14 protein-coding genes and 1 pseudogene are annotated in these 18,449 nt (G+C 71.4%); 8 read left to right on the forward strand and 7 right to left on the reverse strand.

The genetic code is table 11. The annotated features are described in order from the left end of the window. Positions 1 to 127: 127 nt before the first annotated feature. From BLV01_RS06375 to BLV01_RS06390, 4 genes are all read left to right on the forward strand, one after another. Positions 128 to 1,504 (forward strand): alpha/beta hydrolase family protein, encoded by a 1,377-nt coding sequence (locus tag BLV01_RS06375; RefSeq protein WP_091795549.1) that lies wholly within the window; start codon positions 128 to 130, stop codon positions 1,502 to 1,504. A gap of 111 nt (positions 1,505 to 1,615) precedes the next feature. Continuing rightward, positions 1,616 to 3,055, forward strand: a complete 1,440-nt coding sequence (gene creD / locus BLV01_RS06380; RefSeq protein ID WP_091795552.1) for a cell envelope integrity protein CreD — start codon at positions 1,616 to 1,618, stop codon at positions 3,053 to 3,055. Between the two features lie 340 nt (positions 3,056 to 3,395). Next, a complete protein-coding gene (locus BLV01_RS06385; protein WP_091795899.1) occupies positions 3,396 to 3,992 on the forward strand; it encodes a GNAT family N-acetyltransferase in 597 nt (198 codons plus the stop codon). A gap of 11 nt (positions 3,993 to 4,003) precedes the next feature. Then, positions 4,004 to 4,900, forward strand: coding sequence for a carbon-nitrogen hydrolase family protein (locus BLV01_RS06390; protein WP_091795901.1), 897 nt, complete (start codon positions 4,004 to 4,006; stop codon positions 4,898 to 4,900). Between the two features lie 307 nt (positions 4,901 to 5,207). Here the strand turns inward: BLV01_RS06390 and BLV01_RS06395 are convergent, their stop codons facing one another. Beyond that, positions 5,208 to 5,759: a phosphatase PAP2 family protein gene (locus BLV01_RS06395; protein WP_091795555.1), complete on the reverse strand. Its 552-nt coding sequence runs from the start codon at positions 5,757 to 5,759 to the stop codon at positions 5,208 to 5,210. Then, on the reverse strand, positions 5,756 to 6,955 hold the full coding sequence (locus BLV01_RS06400) for a glycosyltransferase family 4 protein (protein WP_091795558.1): 1,200 nt from the start codon (positions 6,953 to 6,955) through the stop codon (positions 5,756 to 5,758). The genes BLV01_RS06395 and BLV01_RS06400 overlap by 4 nt, the downstream gene beginning before the upstream one ends. Positions 6,956 to 7,221: 266 nt before the next feature. Here BLV01_RS06400 and BLV01_RS06405 point away from each other — a divergent pair, with 266 nt between their 5' ends. Both BLV01_RS06405 and mdoH read left to right on the forward strand, forming a co-directional pair. Next, on the forward strand, positions 7,222 to 8,748 hold the full coding sequence (locus BLV01_RS06405) for an OpgD/OpgG family glucan biosynthesis protein (protein WP_091795561.1): 1,527 nt from the start codon (positions 7,222 to 7,224) through the stop codon (positions 8,746 to 8,748). After that, complete coding sequence (gene mdoH / locus BLV01_RS06410) at positions 8,745 to 10,685, forward strand: glucans biosynthesis glucosyltransferase MdoH (protein ID WP_091795564.1); 1,941 nt, start codon at positions 8,745 to 8,747, stop codon at positions 10,683 to 10,685. Before BLV01_RS06405 ends, mdoH begins: the two co-directional genes overlap by 4 nt. A 43-nt stretch (positions 10,686 to 10,728) precedes the next feature. On the opposite strand, the gene BLV01_RS06415 is transcribed toward mdoH, so the two are convergent. Both BLV01_RS06415 and BLV01_RS06420 read right to left on the reverse strand, forming a co-directional pair. Next, positions 10,729 to 11,082 carry a YkgJ family cysteine cluster protein gene (locus BLV01_RS06415; protein ID WP_091795567.1) on the reverse strand — a complete coding sequence of 118 codons (354 nt, stop codon included), beginning with the start codon at positions 11,080 to 11,082 and terminating at the stop codon, positions 10,729 to 10,731. Positions 11,083 to 11,150: 68 nt separating this feature from the next. Next, positions 11,151 to 11,360 (reverse strand): annotated as a pseudogene (locus BLV01_RS06420) (alkylphosphonate utilization protein); the annotation flags it as partial. Positions 11,361 to 11,655: 295 nt separating this feature from the next. Between BLV01_RS06420 and BLV01_RS06425 the strand changes: the two are divergent. Then, positions 11,656 to 11,919 carry a helix-turn-helix domain-containing protein gene (locus BLV01_RS06425; RefSeq protein WP_091795573.1) on the forward strand — a complete coding sequence of 88 codons (264 nt, stop codon included), beginning with the start codon at positions 11,656 to 11,658 and terminating at the stop codon, positions 11,917 to 11,919. A gap of 28 nt (positions 11,920 to 11,947) precedes the next feature. Here BLV01_RS06425 and BLV01_RS06430 read toward each other — a convergent pair whose 3' ends face one another. Beyond that, a complete protein-coding gene (locus BLV01_RS06430; RefSeq protein WP_091795576.1) occupies positions 11,948 to 12,616 on the reverse strand; it encodes a YoaK family protein in 669 nt (222 codons plus the stop codon). 448 nt (positions 12,617 to 13,064) lie between these two features. On the opposite strand from BLV01_RS06430, the gene BLV01_RS06435 reads away from it, so the two are divergent. Then, positions 13,065 to 14,774 carry an AMP-binding protein gene (locus BLV01_RS06435; protein WP_091795579.1) on the forward strand — a complete coding sequence of 570 codons (1,710 nt, stop codon included), beginning with the start codon at positions 13,065 to 13,067 and terminating at the stop codon, positions 14,772 to 14,774. 27 nt (positions 14,775 to 14,801) lie between these two features. On the opposite strand, the gene ppx is transcribed toward BLV01_RS06435, so the two are convergent. Together ppx and ppk1 are read right to left on the reverse strand one after the other, a co-directional pair. Beyond that, positions 14,802 to 16,331, reverse strand: coding sequence for an exopolyphosphatase (ppx, locus tag BLV01_RS06440; RefSeq protein ID WP_091795582.1), 1,530 nt, complete (start codon positions 16,329 to 16,331; stop codon positions 14,802 to 14,804). 15 nt (positions 16,332 to 16,346) lie between these two features. Continuing rightward, a complete protein-coding gene (gene ppk1, locus BLV01_RS06445; protein WP_091795584.1) occupies positions 16,347 to 18,446 on the reverse strand; it encodes a polyphosphate kinase 1 in 2,100 nt (699 codons plus the stop codon). Between the last annotated feature and the right edge of the window lie 3 nt (positions 18,447 to 18,449).

Raw genomic sequence — 18,449 nt, forward strand, 5'->3', positions numbered from 1 at the left:
ACCCAGCATGGCTTCGTCGTCCCAGCCCGGGTTCCGTCGCGCGCCGATGGCATCGCTATCCCCGCGGTGAGAGCCTGCAGGCTCACGGCAAGCGGAGGCGACGGATTTGAAACGAGCAGGGCACTCGATGCGGGCGCAATGGATCGCGACGGCCCTCGCCGCGCTGCTGTGCGCGACCCAGGCCGCCGCCGCGGCCCGGTCGGGCGCCGCCGATCCGAGCGCGGCCGAATCCAAGGCGGCCGCCGCCTGCGCCATCGGCAGCTACCGCCTCGCCGACGGCCGGCCGCTCGACATCGGCCCCGGCGCCGAAGGCCGACTGCGCTGGCGCAGCGACGACGGCCGCACCGGCGCGCTCGCGCGCGGCGCGGACGGCGCCTGGACCAGCACCCTGGGCTGGACCGAGCGCGCCGACGGCCATCGCGTCCGCTTCGATTGCGCGCGCGACCGCCTGCGCTTCGACCACACGCCGGGACAGCGCGTGCGCCTGATCCAGCGCGACACGCGCTTTCGCGGCAGCGGCGTGGAACTCGCCGGCCGCCTGATCCTGCCGCCGGGCGAGGGCCGGGTGCCGCTGGTGGTGCTGGTGCACGGCGCCGAACACGACTCGGCCTTGCAGCGCTACTCGCTGCAGCGCGAGTTCGCCAACGCCGGCATCGCCACCTTCGTCTACGACAAGCGCGGCACCGGCGCCTCCGGCGGCCGCTACACCCAGGACTACCTGACCCTGGCGGCCGACGCCATCCACGCCCTGGGCGAGGCGCGCCGCCTCGGCGGCGCGCGCATCGGCCGGGTCGGCTACCAGGGCGGCAGCCAGGGCGGCTGGGTCGCGCCGCTGGCGGCGCGGATCGCGCCGGTCGATTTCGTCGTGGTCAGTTTCGGGCTCGCGGTCTCGCCGCTGGAGGAAGACCGCGAAGCGATCGCCTTCGACCTGCGCCGCGCCGGATTCGGCGGCGACGCCGCGGCCATGGCCGGCGCGATGGCGATCGCCGACGCCACCGCGACGCTGATCGACAGCGGCTTCGCCGAGGGCTACGACGCGCTCGCCGCGGTCAAGGCGAAGTACGCCCAGGCGCGGTGGTACGCGTCGGTGCGCGGCAATTTCACCTGGTACCTGCTCGGCAACGACGCCGACACCATCCGCCGCGACGCGCCGGGCCTGGTCCGCGGCGTGCCCGCGCACTACGACCCGATGCCGGTGCTGGAACAGCTCGACACGCCGCAGCTGTGGGCGCTGGGCGGGCAGGACCGCGACGCGCCGCCGCAGGAGACCCTGCGCCGGCTGGCGGCTTTGCAGCGCGCCGGCAAGCCGATCGCGCGCGCGCTGTTCGCGCGCGCCGAGCACGGCCTGTACGAATTCGAGACCTCGGCCGACGGCGAACGTGTCTCCACCCGCCAGCCCGACGGCTATTTCCGCCTGATGGCCGACTTCATCCTCGGCAAGCCGCTGCAAGCGCGCTACGGCGAAGCCGCGGTGTGCGCGGACGCGGCCTGCGCCGGCGGCTAGCGCCGGCCACCGCGCTTCACCCAAGCTTCACCGGCGCCACACCGGCCCGCCATCGCTGCCCCGCACAAGCGCATCAACCTTGCCGCCAACGTCGCGGACAAGGAGTACGACATGCGGGTGTGGTTGAAGATGCTGATGGTGCTGGGGCTGACCCTGGCGATCCTGGTGCCGCTGCTGATGATCGGCGGCGTCATCGACGAGCGGCAGGGCTATCGGGCCCAGGCCGTGGCGACGGTGGCGCGCAGCTACGCCGGCGCGCAGGCGTTCTCCGGCCCGGCGCTGATCGTGCCCTACGAGGACACCTGGATCAGCGAGGAGAAGGACGAGAAGGGCGTGGTCAAGCGCGTCGCCCATCGCGAGCAGGGCCGCTGGACCTACTTCCCGGGCAAGCTGGAAGTCGAGGGCGAACTGGTCCCGCGCGAGCGCCGGCTCGGCCTGTACAAGGTGCTGGTGTACGAATGGCAGGGCAAGGCCAAGGCCGGTTTCGTCGCCAACATCCCGGCCAATCCGGTGGCCGAGCCGGGCATGACCGTCAACGGCATCGCCCGCACCATCGGCAAGCCCTGGATCAGCTACGCCTTCGCCGACGTGCGCGGCCTGCGCGATCCCAAGCTGCGCCTGGACGGGCTGGACGCGGCGGTCGAGGACGGGCTCGGCGCGCGCGACGGCGGCGGCATCCACGCCCGGCTCGGCGCGCCGGCGGCGGCGACCCAGCTGAAGGTGCAGACCGAACTGGAGTTCACCCTGGGCGGCACCGAATCGCTGGCGCTGGTGCCGCTGGGCAAGGACAACCGCTTCTCGCTGCATTCCAAGTGGCCGCACCCGAACTACGGCGGCAGCTTCCCGCCGAGCTCGGACAGCATCGGCAACGACGGTTTCCGCGCCGACTGGCGGGTCTCGTCGGTGGCGACCAACGCCCAGCGCCAGTACCTGGCCGGCGCGGCGCTGCCGACGGTCGGCCTGTCCGGCCGCGGCGACGAAGGCCCCGAGGCGGCGGCGGAGATCGGCAGCGAGATCAACGCGATCCAGGTCACCCTCAAGGACCCGGTCAACGTCTACTCGCAGGCCGACCGCGCGACCAAGTACGGCCTGTTGTTCGTGCTGCTGACCTTCGTCGGCTTCTTCATGTTCGAGCTGATCAAGCAACTGCGCATCCACCCGATCCAGTACGGCCTGGTCGGCCTGGCGCTGGCGATCTTCTTCCTGCTGCTGGTGAGCCTGAGCGAGCACATCGAGTTCGGCCTGTCGTACCTGATCGCCAGCGTCGCCTGCATCGGCCTGCTGGTGTTCTACCTGAGCGCGGTGCTGCGCAGCCTGCCGCGCGCGCTGGGCTTCGGCGCGATGCTGGTGACCCTGTACGGCGCGCTGTACGGCCTGCTGATCTCCGAGGACAACGCACTGGTGCTCGGCGCCGGCCTGCTGTTCGCGATCCTGGCCGCGATCATGGTGATCACCCGCAAGGTTGACTGGTACCAGCTCGGCGCCAGCGCGCCCAAGCGCCGCGAGGCCGCCGCGCCGCCGCCGCTGCCGCAGCGCGACGCGGCGCCGTGACGCGGCGACGCTGACGGCCGCTGCGCGCCATGCAAGGCGATGCAGGCAAAGCAACGTCGAGGAAGGCTGGGTCAAGGAAGGCAGGATCAAGGAAGACGACGCCTGGGAAAGGCGACGCCAAGCAGGGTAGTGCCGAGGATGGCGACGCCAGGGACGGCGATGGCAGGGAGGGCGATGCCAAGGACGGCGGCGCCACGGAAGGCGGCACCAAGGACGGCAGCGCCAGGGACGGCGACGACGGCGGTGGGGCCCGCGGGCCCGCCGCCGTTTTTTTGCGGACCCCGCGGCCCTGGCCGCGCCCGGCCCGCGCTTTCACTAAGATGCCCGGATGAAGAAGGCCATGCCCACGATCCGCAGCTACACCGGCGCCGAGATCGCGCCGTACCTGAACGCGATCGCCGCGCTGCGCATCGCGGTGTTCCGCGAGTGGCCCTACCTCTACGACGGCGACGCCGCCTACGAGGCCAAGTACCTGCAGGTCTACCGCGATTCCTGGCGCGGCGTGGCGGTGCTGGCCTTCGACGGCGACCGCATCGTCGGCGCCTCCACCGGCCTGCCGCTGAACGACGAGATGGCCGAGATCCGCGCCGCCTTCGACGGCCACCTGGTCCAGCCCGGACACGTGTTCTATTGCGGCGAATCGGTGCTGTTGCCCGAATACCGCGGCCTCGGCGTCGGCCATCGATTCTTCGACGCGCGCGAGGCGCATGCGCGCTCGCTCGGCGATTTCCGCTGGACCAGCTTATGCGCGGTCGAGCGCGAGCCCGGCGACCCGCGCCGGCCGCCGTTCCATCGCGGCAACGAGGCCTTCTGGAAGAAACGCGGCTACACCCATCGGCCCGAGCTGGTGGCGAAACTGCCGTGGAACGAAGTCGGCCGCGGCGAACGCGAGCATTCCCTGAGTTTCTGGCTGCGGCCGCTGGAGCGCGCGCGATGAGCGACTCGACGATCCGGATCGCGGTGGCCAAGTACGCCATCGGCGCGCCGCGCGACTTCGCCGAATTCGCCGACAAACAGGCGCAGTGGCTGAACCAGGCCCGCGCCGGCGGCGCGCAGCTGGCGGTGCTGCCCGAATACCTGGCGCTGGAACTGGGCGCGACCTTCGGCGCGGCCACCCAGGGCGACCTGCACGCCTCGCTGGTGGCGATCCAGCAGTACCACGGCGCCTGGCTGGCGCTGTTCGGCCTGCTCGCGCGCGAGCTGCGCCTGCACGTCGTCGCCGGCAGCTTCCTGTACGACTGCGACGGCCGCGGGCGGTACCGCAACCGCAGCTACGCCTTCGCGCCCGACGGCGGGCGGCTGTGGCAGGACAAGCTGCAACTGACCGGGTTCGAGAAACAGGCCGGGGTGATCGAGCCGGGCGATGCACTCAAGACCTTCGACGTGGCCGGCCAGCGCGCCGCCATCGCGGTCTGCTACGACATCGAATTCCCGCTGCCGGTGCGCGCGCAATGCGAGGCCGGCGCGCGGCTGCTGCTCGCGCCGAGCTGCACCGACACCCAAGCCGGCGCCACCCGCGTGCGCGTGGGCTGCCTGGCGCGCGCGCTGGAGAACCGCGCCTTCGTCGCCCAGGCGGTGACCGCCGGCGAAGCGCTGTGGAGCCCGGCGCTGGACACCAACACCGGCGAAGCCGCGGTGTACGCGCCGATGGATGCGGGCCTGCCGGCCGACGGCGTGCTGGCGGCAACCCGCGGCGCCCAGCGCTGGGCCTTCGCCGACCTCGACTTCGCCGCGCTCGACGCCAGCCGCGAACGCGCCCAGGTCGCCAACGACCGCGACTGGGCGGGGCAGTGGAAACCGGCGATCGCGCGCGCCCAGCGGGCCGAGTGGGGCACGCAAACCTAAGCGGCGCGGCGAGCCCGCGCGATGGCGGTCGCGGCTCGCGCCGCTCCTACAGGTAGCCCATGCAGGAGCGGCGCAAACCGCCACCGCGAGTTTCACCCACGACGCAACCGCCAAGGCCTACCTGTAGGAGCGGCGCAAGCCGCGACCGCGAATTTTCAGCCACGACGCAACCGCCATGGCCTACCTGCAGGAGCGGCGCAAGCCGCGACCGCGAAGTTTCATCCACGACGCAACCGCCAAGGCCCGCCTGCGCGCACGGCGCAAACCGCGACATCCCGACGGCGGCGCAACCGCCGCCCGCCCGGCCTCAACCGAACAACGTCACCCCGGGCACCAGCCACAGCGAGATCCCCGCCAGGGTCGAGCCGATCACCGTCGCCGCCAGCACATCGCTGGGATAGTGCAGGCCCAGCACCACCCGCGACGCCGCCACCGAGGCGGTGAACGGCACCAGAATCCAGCCCAGCGCCGGGTAGTGCGCCATCGCCACCAGGCTGAAGGCGACCGCGTGCAGGGTGTGCCCGGACGGGAAGCTGAACTCGTCCAGCGGCGCGACCCAGGCATGGATGCGCTGGTCGGAGGCGAACGGGCGCGGGCGCCGGGTCCAGCGCTTGAGCGCCTTGTACAGCGCCAGCGCGATCACGCCGGTCGCGGCCAGGTGCACGGACGCGCGCAGGCCGTCGTAGCCGTCGGCGAGCACCAGCACCGCCATCAGCACATACCAGAACACGCCGTCGCCGAGCCGGCTGATCGCGGCGAAGTACGCGCGCGAGCCGCTGCGCTGGCCGAGGCGATTGGCGCGCAGGCACCAGCCGGATTCGCCGGCGATCAGACGTTTGCGCAAAGGCAACCGGTTCATACGACCTCCTGCTCGGGCTTGTTGTCGGATCGGGCATCGTGCGGCAGCCGCTTGCGCGTGCCGCGGGTGTTGCGTTCGGCCAGGCCGTGCAGCACCGCGTCGAAATCGGCGGCGACCTGCTGCGGGCGCAGGCCGCCGATGGCTTCGCGGCCGGCGCGGGCCATGCGCGCGCGCGCGGCGTCGTCGCCGGCGATGCGCACGGCCGCGTCGATGAAGCCGGCGTCGTCGCCGTTGGCCACCGCCGCGCCGTGCTCGCCGTCGCGCAGGTGCTCGTGCGCGGCGCCGTAGTCGAAGGCCACCGTCGGCACGCCGCTGGCCATCGCTTCCAGGGTGACGTTGCCGAAGGTTTCGCTGAGGCTGGGGAACAGGAACAAGTCGCCGCTGGCGAAGTGTGCGGCCAGGGTCTCGCCGCGCTGGATGCCGCAGAACACGAAATCGGGGTTGTCGCGCTGCAGCTTCTCGCGCGCCGGGCCGTCGCCGACCCAGACGAAGCGCGCCTGCGGCCGGCGCTGCTGCAGCGCGCGGAACGCGCGCACGGCCAGGTCGAGGTTCTTCTCCGGCGCGATCCGGCCGACGTAGATCGCCACCAGCGTATCGGCCTGCGCGCCCCAGGCGTCGCGCAGCGACTGCATGCGCCGCGAGGGATCGAACAGCGCGGTATCGACCGCGCGCGGCAGCCGCACCACGTCCTCGAAGCCGCGCGCGCGCAGGAACTCGGCCAGTTCGCGGGTCGGCACCAGGGTGGCGTCGGCGCCGTTGTGGAAGCGGCGCATCCACGCCAGCGCGGCGCCGACCAGGAACGGCGCGCCGTAGTCGCGCATGTATTCGTCGAAGCGGGTGTGGAAGCCGGTCGCGGCGGGGATGCCGAGCGCGCGCGCGGCCTTCAGCGCCGAGCCGCCGAGCGGGCCTTCGGTGGCGACGTAGATCGCATCGGGTCGGCGGCCGCTCCAAGCCCGGCGCAGGCGCGCGGCGCAGGGCAGGCCGAAGCGCAGGCCGGGGTAGCGCGGCAACGGCAGGCCGCGCACCAGCAGTTCGTGATCGGCGCCGTCGCCGCCGCCGCCGTCGGCGGCCTGGCGCGGGCGCACCACCTCGACCTCATGGCCGCGGGCGCGCAGACCCCGCTCCAGACCTTGCACGGTCAGGGCGACGCCGTTGATCTCCGGCGGATAGGTCTCGGTGACGATCGCGTAGCGCATGGCGCAGGCTCCGGTTTGCGCAAGCCTGGGCGTGCGCCGTGTCCCTGCGGTTGCCGGGGCATGACGCGTGCGTGACCGCACCTGGGTAACCGTTTTCCGGAACCGTTTTCATCCGGGCGGCGTCACGAAACATCGCGTAGGCACCGGTTTTGTCCCGATCCGTCAATCGTTTGCGCGAACGCGCGCCTTCCGGATCGTTAACAAGCCTGTCCCTACAATCGCCCCGTTTATCTGATCCGCCGCCGCCACTTCCAGGGGAGCGCTGCTTGCACCGACGCGAATTGATCAAGGCCGGACTGGGCCTGCCGCTGGCGGCCTGGGCCGCGGGCGGCGCGTGGCCGGCCTGGGCCGCGGCGGCAGGACCGGCGCAGGCCTTCGACGCCGACACCGTGCCGGCGCTGGCGCGCGCGCTCGCGGCCAAGCCGTATCGCGCGCCCTCGGCCGATCTGCCGGCCGGCCTGGCCCAGGTCGACTACGACCGCTGGCGCGACATCCGCTTCGATCCGGCGCAGGCGGTGTGGAAGAACGACGGCCTGCCGTTCGAGCTGCAGCTGTTCCACCGCGCGTTCCTGTTCAAGCAGCGGGTCGAACTGAACCTGGTCGACGCCGGCCTCGCCACCGCGGTGGCATACCGCAGCGAGCTGTTCGACTTCGGCCAGGCGCCGCGCCCGCCCCAGGGCGCCGATGTGGGTTTCGCCGGTTTCCGCGTGCACGCGCCGATCAACCGCAAGGATTATTTCGACGAGGTCTGCGCGTTTCTCGGCGCCAGCTATTTCCGCGCCGTCGCGCGCGACCTGCTGTACGGCCTGTCCGCGCGCGGGCTGGCGCTCGACACCGGCGTCGGCGACCGCGAAGAGTTCCCGGCGTTCGTGTCGTTCTGGATCGAGCGGCCGGCGAAGGACGCGCCATCCATCGTCGTGCACGCGCTGCTCGACAGCGCCAGCACCGCCGGCGCGATGCGTTTCGTCATCACCCCGGGCGCCGACACCGTGTTCGACACCACGCTGCGCCTGTATCCGCGCACGACCCTGGAGCGCGCCGGCATCGCGCCGCTGACCAGCATGTACCACTTCGACGACACCGACCGCCGCGGCGTCGACGACTTCCGCCCGGCCGTGCACGACTCCGACGGCCTGGCCCTGTTCAACGGCGCCGGCGAGCAGATCTGGCGGCCGCTGCACAACCCCAAGCGCGTGCAGGAAAGCGCGTTCCAGGACCGCCGCCCGCGCGCGTTCGGGCTGATGCAGCGCAAGCGCGCGTTCGCCGACTACGCCGACAGCGAAGCCCATTACGAGCGCCGCCCGAGCCTGTGGGTGGAGCCGACCGGCGACTGGGGCGAGGGCGCGGTGCACCTGATCGAGATCCCGACCGGCGACGAATACCACGACAACATCGTCGCGTTCTGGCGTCCGCGCGCGCCGCTGGCGGCCGGGCGCGAGCACCGCTTCGACTACCGCCTGCACTGGTGCGCGAAACATGCCTGGACGCCCGGACTGGCTACGGTGTCGCGCACCCGCATCGGCGCCGGCGGCCGCGGCGCGCGCCTGATCGTGCTCGACTTCGACGGCGGCCGCCTGCCCACGCTCGCGCGCGACACCGCGATGCGCGCGGTGGTCTGGGCCTCGGCCGGCCAGATCGCCAACGCCAGCGCGCGCGCCATCGACGGCAGCGGCGCCTGGCGCCTGTCGTTCGAACTTCAACCCGGGGACGCGCGCGCGGTCGAACTGCGCGCGGTCATGGAGGACGCGTCCGGCCCCGTTTCCGAAACCTGGCTTTATCGTTGGACCGCATGAACGCAACTGCCGCACCGCCGCACCGTCCCGCCGCCTCCGTGCCCTACGAAGCCCTGCCGCCCGAATCGCCGATGGCGATGCCGGTGCAGTCGCTCAAGACCGGCGGGCTGTCGCCCAAACCGCTGCCGACCGCGCCGCGCGGCATGGCCCTGCGCCGCCTGTACGTGATCGGCGGCGCCGCGCTGCTGACCCTGGTCGCGGCGTACCACATCCTGCGCGTGCTCTACGTCGGCGGGCTCAACATCCTGGAAGGCGCCTTGCTGGGGCTGTTCCTGTTCCTGTTCGCGTGGATCGCGCTGGCCTTCACCAGTTCGCTGGCCGGCTTCGTGCTGATCCTGTCGCGGCGGCGCTGGCGGCTGGGCCTGAAGCAGGGCGGCGAGCTGCCGTCGCTGGACGAGCGCACCGCGCTGCTGGCGCCGACCTACAACGAAGACCCCGAGCGGCTGATGGCCGGCCTGCAGGCGATCTACGAATCGGTCGCGGCCACCGGCCAGCTCGACAAGTTCGACTTCTTCATCCTCAGCGACACCACCAAGGAACCGATCCGCCAGGCCGAGATCCGCGCGTTCAACGCCTTGCGCGAACGCACCGGCGGGCATGCGCGGATCTTCTACCGCCGGCGCAAGAACAACGCCGAGCGCAAGGCCGGCAACATCGCCGAATGGGTGCGCCGCTTCGGCGCCGCCTATCCGCAGATGCTGATCCTCGACGCCGACAGCCTGATGACCGGCGAGGTGATCGTGAAGCTGTCCGGGGCGATGCAGCGCCATCCGGACGTAGCGCTGATCCAGACCCTGCCGATGATCGTCAACGGCCAGACCCTGTTCGCGCGCATGCAGCAGTTCGCCGGCCGCGTGTACGGCCCGGTGATCGCCTACGGCATCGCCTGGTGGCACGGCGCGGAGAGCAACTACTGGGGCCACAACGCGATCATCCGCACCCGCGCCTTCGCCGAGCACGCCGGCCTGCCGGAGCTGCGCGGGCGCAAGCCCTTCGGCGGCACCGTGCTCAGCCACGACTTCGTCGAGGCCGCGCTGATGCGCCGCGGCGGCTGGGCGCTGCACATGGTCCCGGGCCTGGTCGGCAGCTACGAGGAAGGCCCGCCGTCGTTGACCGACATGCTGGTGCGCGACCGCCGCTGGTGCCAGGGCAACCTGCAGCACACCGCGGTGCTGCCGGCGCGCGGCCTGCATTGGATCAGCCGCATGCACCTGATGATCGGCATCGGCCATTACTTCACCGCGCCGATGTGGGCGATGCTGATGCTGATCGGCCTGGTGATCCCGCTCGACAAGGTCGATTACTTCAGCTGGCAGAGCATCCGCCTGCCGGGCTTCTCGCCCAGCGCCTACTGGCGCGACCAGGACCCGGACCGGGTGCTGTGGGTGTTCGTCGCGACCATGGCGGTGCTGCTGGCGCCCAAGTTCATGGCCTACCTGGCGCTGCTGACCGATCGCGAGACCCGGCGCGGCTGCGGCGGCGCGATCCGCGCCTTCTTCAGCATGATCTTCGAGACCCTGCTGGCCGCGCTGATGGCGCCGGTGACCATGTACCTGCAATCGCGCGGCGTGGCCGAAGTGCTGTCGGGCAAGGACTCGGGCTGGGAATCGCAGCGCCGCGACGACGGCAGCCTGCCGCTGTCGGGCCTGATCCGCAGCTACGGCGGGCTGACCTTGTTCGGCGTGTTGATCGGCGCGATGGCCTATGCGATCTCGCCGCCGCTGGCGGCGTGGATGTCGCCGGTGATCCTGGGCTTGATCGTGTCGATCCCGGTGGTGGCCTTCACCTCCGCGCGCGGGCCGGGGCAGTTCCTGCGCCGGATCGGCATCTTCCGCATTCCCGAGGAGATCAGCCCGCCGCCGGTGCTGGTGCGGGCGACCCAGCTGCGCGCCGAGGCGGCCAAGCGCAGCGCCGCGGCCGCCGAGCCGGCGGGCTGAGGCGCGTTCGCGCGCCCGCCGCGGGCGCGGCGAACCGGAGGATTCAGACCAGCACTTGCCGGGTCCGCCGCAGATAGGCGTGGACCGCGTTCTCGGCCGCTTCGTCGATCATCGCCTCGGGCCCGCAGCCGTTGGGGCAGCGCAGCCGCGGGGTGGTGCCGAACAACCGGCAGATCAGCGGCCGCTCCTCGTAGGCCTGGCAACCCTGCGGGCCCAGGTGCGGGCAACTCCAGGCGGCCAGCGCGGCGTCGCGCTCGGCCTCGGGCTTGAACGGCAGCCGCGCCATTTCCTGCGCCGAGGCCGTCACCGGCCCGCAGCAGTCGTGGCAGCCCGGCCGGCAGCCGAACGAAGGAATGCGCGCGCGCAGCGCTGCCAGTTCCGGGTCGTCGCGCGTCATCGGTGCTCCCTCGCGGCCGCGGTCGCGGCGCGCGGATTGTCTGCGGCCGGCGGCGGCTTCTCAAGCACTCAGGCTTTCTTCAAGAACTCGGTGCGCAGGACCAGGCCCTTGACCTTCTCGACGTTGCACTCGATCAGTTCCTCGTCGTCGGTCAGGCGGATGTTCTTGCACAAGGTGCCGCGCTTGAGCGTCACCGAGGTGCCCTTGACCTTGAGGTCCTTGATCACCAACACCGAGTCGCCGTCGGCGAGCGGGATGCCATTGCTGTCTTTCACGATCATCTCGAACTCCTGGACGGGAAGCGGCGCCGGCGTGCGCGGACGCGGGCGACACGGCGGCCCCGTCGCGAGCGACGGGAGCGGCCGTTGTGGATCGAAAAAGCCTAGCAACAGATGTTTTACACATCAATATGGATGTAGTAAAAACAAGCGCAACAGGGGCGGGTGCCGAACGCTACGCAATTGGCGATGATGCGCAGCCCCGCCTACCGCCGCTGCCGCACACCCCGATGACCTCCTGTTCCTGCGCTCGCGCCGCCTGCGTCGTTTCCCCACCGGCCACGGAGCCGCGATCGTGATCACGGCCAGCCAGCTGCGCGCCGCCCGCGCCTTGGTCGGCATGGACCAGAAGACCCTGGCCGAGAAGGCCGGCGTGTCGCTGCCGACGATCCAGCGCATGGAAGCCAGCCAGGGCAACGTGCGCGGCGTGGTCGACACCCTGACCAAGATCATCAACGCGCTCGACGCGGCGGGCGTGGAGCTGATCGGCGAGAACATGCCCAGTTACGGCACCGGCCGCGGCGTGCGCCTGAAGTCGCCGCCCGGCGCGCCGGAGTGAGCCGTGCCGCTGCGTTGCGCGCGGCCGCTCAGTCGGAAAACGGGCGCAACTGGCGGTAGAGCGCGTAGCCACCGCCGGCCGCGCCGGTCAGCGCGGCCGGCAGGTACAGCATGGCGCTGCCCCAATGCCGGTACAGCAGCGCGCCCAGCAGCGCCCCGGCCAGGAACCCGCAGATCACCAGCGCGCTCAGCAGGATCCGCCGGCGCGGCACGTCCTGGCCGCGCAGCGCATGGCCCAGGCCGATGCCCAGGTCGGTGAACATGCCGGTCAGGTGGGTGGTGCGCAGGACCGAGCCGCTGAAGGTCGTGGCCATCGCGTTCTGCAGCCCCATCGCCATCGCCGCCACGCAGCCGCCGAGCATCGGCTGGTGGCGCAGCAGCGGCACGGCCGCGAACAGCAGCGCCGACTCGATCGACAGCACTACGCCGTAGCGTCGGCCCAGGCGCAGGGAACGGCCCTGGACGATGGCCCCGCTCAGCATCGCGCCGGCGACATAGGCGGCGATCACGCCGAACAGTTGCAGCGCCGCCCGCGGCCGGCCCGCGGAGGCCGCGGCGCCGAGCAGCGTGGCGGTCCCGGTGAGGTGGGTCAGCGCCTGGTGTTCGAAGCCGAGCACGCCGGCGACGTTGACCATGCCGGCCACGCAGGCCAGCACGCCGCCGCCGACCCACACCCACCGCGGCAGTTGTATGCCCACCGTTGCCCTCGTTCTTGTCGTTGCATGGCCGTCGGCGCGCCTGGCCCCGGCCTCGCGGAGTGGGCCGGCGGCGGTGCCAATGGGGCGATGAGTTGGATGTTCTGAACATATCAATAGATGTTTAATACATCAATAGAGGGGTGTGGAGCTTGCTTTGAGTAAGCCGCCACGAGGCCCGGCGTCCGGGCGAGACCGACGCGCCGGGACGCATGCGGACGTGGAGGGCGGCCGGCCACGCCATCGCATCGCGCAGTCGCGCGCTGGATCGGTGTTTTCGCCGGGGCCAGGCGCCGCGTCGGACCTCGCCAGAGCCGGCGTCCTGGCCCACGCCTGCGCGAACCCGAGCTGCCGCAACCTCGTGCGCGTTCGCCGTCGCGGTCACGGATTCGCCGTTCGCGCGCGGACGCCGCCGCGCCGGCGCGGCGACGCCAGCGGCTATGCTCGGCGCATGAGCCCGAACCGCATCGCCCCCGATCCCGCCCTCAGCCATGTCGTCGGCGCTCAGGCGCCGGCGCTGCTCGACGAGACCATCGGCGCGATGCTCGCGCGCATCGCCGCGCAGTGGCCCGAACGCGAGGCGCTGGTGGTGCCGCCGCAGGGCGTGCGCCTGGACTGGCGCGCGTTCGACGCCGCGGTGAGCCGGCTCGGCGCCGGCCTGCTCCAACTCGGCCTGGCGCCCGGCGACCGCATCGGCGTGTGGTCGCTCAACCGCGCCGAATGGGTGCTGCTGCAGTTCGCCAGCGCCCGCGCCGGGCTGGTCTTGGTCAACATCAACCCGGCCTACCGCACCCACGAACTGGAATTCGCGCTCAACCTGGTCGGCTGCCGCGCGCTGGCGATCGTGCCCGCGTTCAAGACCTCGCACTACCTGGCGATGCTGCGTGAACTGGCGCCGGAACTGGGCCGCCACGCGCCCGGCCTGCTGCGCGCGCGGCGCCTGCCGGACCTGCGCCACGTGCTGGTCATGGGCGCGGACGCGCCGCCCGCCGGCGCGCACGCCTTCGATGCGGTCGCCGCCTGCGCCGACCCGGCCGCGCACGCGCGCCTGGCCGAGGTGAGCGCGCAGCTGTCGCCGGACGACGCGATCAACATCCAGTTCACCTCCGGCACCACCGGCGCGCCCAAGGGCGCGACCCTGACCCACCGCAACATCGTCAACAACGGCTTCTTCGTCGGCGAGGCGATGCGCCTGAGCGAGCACGACCGGCTGTGCATCCCGGTGCCGTTCTACCACTGCTTCGGCATGGTCCTGGGCAACCTGGCCTGCGTCACCCACGGCGCGTGCATGGTGATTCCCGGCGAAGGCTTCGACCCGCTGGCGACCCTGCGCACGGTCGCCGCCGAGCGCTGCACCGGCCTGCACGGCGTGCCGACCATGTTCATCGCGCAACTGCAGCACCCGCAGTTCGGCGAGTTCGACCTGTCCAGCCTGCGCACCGGCATCATGGCCGGCGCCAACTGCCCGGTCGAGGTGATGAAACAGGTGGTCGGGCGCATGCACATGCAGCAGGTGACCATCGCCTACGGCATGACCGAGACCAGCCCGGTCAGCTTCCAGACGGTGCCGGACGACCCGCTGGAGCGGCGCGTGGATTCGGTCGGCCGGGTCCACCCGCACGTGGAAGTGCGCATCGTCGACGAGGACGGCGACACCGTGCCGCGCGGCGGCATCGGCGAACTGCTGACCCGCGGCTATTCGGTGATGCAGGGCTACTGGGGCGATCCCGGGCGCAGCGCCGAAGCCGTCGACGCCGACGGCTGGATGCACACCGGCGACCAGGCCACGATCGACGCCGAGGGCTATTGCCGCATCGTCGGCCGGCTGAAGGACATGCTGATCCGCGGCGGCGAGAACGTGTACCCGCGCGAGATCGAGGAATTCCTCTACGTCCACCCGGCCATCGCCGACGTGCAGGTGTTCGGCGTGCCGGACGAGAAATTCGGCGAGGAAGTCTGCGCCTGGATCCGCCTGGCCGACGGCGCCGCGCTCGATGCCGACGCGGTGCGCGGGTTCTGCCAGGGCCGCATCGCCCACTACAAGATCCCGCGCTACATCGAGTTCGTCGACGCGCTGCCGATGACCATCAGCGGCAAGCCGCAGAAGTACCTGATGCGCGAGAAGATGGTCGAACTGCTGGCGGCGCGCGGCGACGGCTGAGCGCCGCGCCGGCGCAGCGGGCCGCGATCAGGCCGCCAGCAGTTTCAGCGAAATCCCCAGCCCCGCCATGTCCTGCGGCTCGCCCTCCAGGTCCGCGCGCACCAGCGGGCGCGAGTCCAGCCAGCGCCGCGATACGGTCAGGGTGAGGGTGTTGCCGTCGGCGTGGGCGTCGAGCTGCGGGATCGGGTCGGATTCGTGCGCGCGGTGCAGCAGCACCGCCAGGCGCAGCAGCGCCGAGCTGCGCCGCACCGCCGACAGCAGGCGGTCGGGCAGGGCGTCGAAGGCGGTCTTGGGGATGCTGCGGCGGTGGGTGCGCACCAGCGCGGCGAGGAACTGCTGCTGCTGGCGCGAGAAGCCGGAGATGTCCGAGTTCTCGATCACGTAGGAGCTGTGCACGTGGTACTGGCTGTGCGCGATCGCCAGGCCCAGCTCGTGCAGGCGCGCGGCGCGCAGCAGCATCAGGCGGTCGTCGGCGTCGAGGTTCCAGGCCTTGGCGACCTGGTCGAACAGGCGCAGCAAGGTCGCCTCGACCCGCCGCGACTGCGGCTCGTCGATGCCGTAGCGCTTGACCAGCGAGGCGACGGCGGCATCGCGCGGGTCGTCGGCGCCGCCGCGGCCGAGCATGTCGTAGAGCACGCCTTCGCGCATCGCCGCCTTGCTGATGGCCATGCGCTGCAGGCCGAGCACGTTGAAGGCGGCTTCCAGGATCAAGATGCCGCCGGCGATCACCGGGCGGCGGTCGGAGGACAGGCCGGGCAGGTCGATGGCCTCGATCCGGTCGGCCTGCAGCAGCTTGTCGCGCAGCGCCGGCAGGGCCTCGGCGGTGACCGCGCCCTTGGTCAGCTTCATCGCCGCGCAGATCTCGCCGATGGCCTTGTTGGTGCCCGACGACCCCAGCGCCTCGTGCCAGCCCAGGCTGCGGTAGGTGCCGGCGAACTGCTGGAACTCGGCCGAGACCTCGTTGAGCGCGTCGCGCCATTTCTTCTTCGACAGCTTGCCGTTGTCGAAGAAGCGGCGGGTGGTGGCGATGCAGCCGACCTGCAGGCTCTCGCGCTCGATCGCCTCGAAGCCGGAACCGACGATGCACTCGGTCGAGCCGCCGCCGATGTCGATCACCAGCCGGCGTTCGTCGGGCTTGGACGGCTGGGCGTGGGCGACGCCGAGGTAGATCAGGCGCGCCTCTTCGCGGCCGGAGACCACTTCGATGGCGTGGCCCAGGGCCGATTCGGCCGGCATCAGGAACGCCTGCGGCGCGGCCAGCCGGCGCACGGTGTTGGTGGCGATCGCGCGCACCCTCTGCGGCGGCACGTCGCGGATGCGCTGGCCGAAACGCGACAGGCACTCCAGCGCGCGCTGGCGCACCTCGGGGGCGAGCCCGCCCTTGCGGTCCAGGCCCTCGGCCATGCGCACGGTCTCGCGCAGCCGGTCGACGGTGCGCAGCTGCCCGAGCACGTAGCGCGCCACCACCATGTGGAAGCTGTTGGAGCCCATGTCGACCGCGGCGAGCAGGTCGCCGTCTTCCAGCGGCAGGCGGCTGGTCGGGAATACGTTATCCATGCGCGGGAGTTTGGGTCATCCGCACAACTTAGCCAACAAAGTCGCCTGGGCCGAGTGCGGCATGGCGCCGTCGGCCGGCAGCACGCGCTGGTAGCTGCCGTCGGCCTGCAGGGCCCAGGCGTTGAGGTTGTCGGCCAGGTAGTTGGCCAGCGCCTCCTCGTAGACCCGGCCGCGCAGGTCCGAATCCAGGATCGGGAAGCCGGTCTCGACCCGGCGCAGCAGGTTGCGTTCCAGCCAGTCGGCGCTGGAGCAGAACAGGTCCGGGGCGCCGTCGTTGGCGAACCAGTAGACGCGGTGGTGCTCCAGGAAGCGGCCGACGATCGAGCGCACCCGGATGTTGTCGGACACGCCGTCCACGCCCGGGCGCAGGGTGCAGGCGCCGCGCACGATCAGGTCGATCTGCACCCCGGCCTGCGAGGCCTGGTACAGCGCGCGGATCACCTGCGGCTCGTTCAAGGCGTTCATCTTGGCGACGATGCGCGCGGGCTTGCCGGCCTTCGCGTGCTTGGTCTCGCGGTCGATGCGCTTGAGCACGCCGGCGTGCAGGGTGAACGGCGACTGCAGCAGGCACTTGAGCTTCAGCGACGGCGCCAGGCCCGAGAGCTGCTGGAAGATCAGGTGGACGTCGTTGCCGATGTCCGGGTCGGCGGTGATCAGGCCGAAGTCGGTGTAGGCGCGGGCGGTGCCGCTGTGGTAGTTGCCGGTGCCCAGGTGCACGTAGCGCTTGAGCTTGCGGCCCTCGCGGCGGACGATCAGCAGCATCTTGGCGTGGGTCTTGTAGCCGACCACGCCGTACACCACCTGCACGCCGGCCTCCTGCAGGCGGTCGGCCAGGCCCAGGTTGGCCTCCTCGTCGAAACGCGCGCGCAGCTCGACCACCACGGTCACGTCCTTGCCGTTGCGCGCGGCCTGGATCAGCTGCTCGACGATCGGCGAGTCCTTGCCGGCGCGGTACAGGGTCTGCTTGATCGCCAGCACGTTCGGGTCTTCGGCGGCCTGGCGGATCAGCTCCAGCACCGGCGCGAACGAGTCGAAGGGGTGGTGCAGCAGCATGTCGCCGTCGGCGACGGTGTCGAAGATGGTCTCCACGCCCGGCGCCACGCGCTGCTGATACGGCGGGAACTTCAGTTCCGGGCGCTGGACCAGGTCGTACACCTGGATGACGCGGTTGAGGTTGACCGGGCCGTTGATGCGGTAGACCGCGTTCTCCGGCAGGTCGAAGTTCTCCAGCAAGGTGCGCACGATCGGCTTGGGGCACTGTTCGGCGATCTCCAGCCGCACCGCGCGCAGGTAGCCGCGGCCGACCAGCTCGTCGCGCAGGGCCAGGGCGATGTTGTCGACCTCTTCCTCGTCGACCAACAGCTCGGAGTTGCGGGTGACGCGGAACTGGTACGCGCCCTTGACCTCCATGCCCGGGAACAGCTCGTCGACGAAGGCCGACAGCACCGAGGACAGGAACACGAAGTCGTGCTGGCCGCCGGAGACGTTCTCCGGCATCTGGATGATGCGCGGCAGCGAGCGCGGCGCGCGCACGATGGCGAGGTTGCCGGCGCGGCCGAACGCGTCCTTGCCCTTGAGCACGACCACGATGTTGAGCGACTTGTTGAGGATCTTCGGGAACGGGTGCGCCGGGTCCAGGCCCAACGGCGACAGCACCGGCATGATCTCGTCGCGGAAGTAGGCGCGCAGCCAGCGGGTCTGGCGCGCGTTCCAGGAATTGCGGCCGAGCACGCGCACGCCGTTTTCCTGCAGCGCCGGGCGCAGGACGTCGTTCCAGCACTCGTACTGGGCCTTGACCAGCTCGGCGGCGCGGTCGTGGATGCGCGACAGCACGGTCTGCGGCGCCAGCCCGTCCGGGCCGGGGGCCAAGCCCAGGTCCTGGGCGTGGCGCAGGGTGCCGGCGCGGATCTCGAAGAACTCGTCGAGGTTGGTGCAGGAGATGCACAGGTACTTCAGCCGTTCCAGCAGCGGCACCTGCGGGTCCTGGGCCTGGGCCAGGACCCGGAAGTTGAAGTCCAGCTGCGACAGTTCGCGGTTGAAGTACAGCGAGGCGTCGCGCAGCGGATCGGTGTCGAGCGAGGGTTCGGTCATCGCGTTCATGGCGCTGCGTTGCATCCT

The organism is Lysobacter sp. yr284 (genome assembly GCF_900107375.1).
GTDB lineage: Bacteria > Pseudomonadota > Gammaproteobacteria > Xanthomonadales > Xanthomonadaceae > Lysobacter.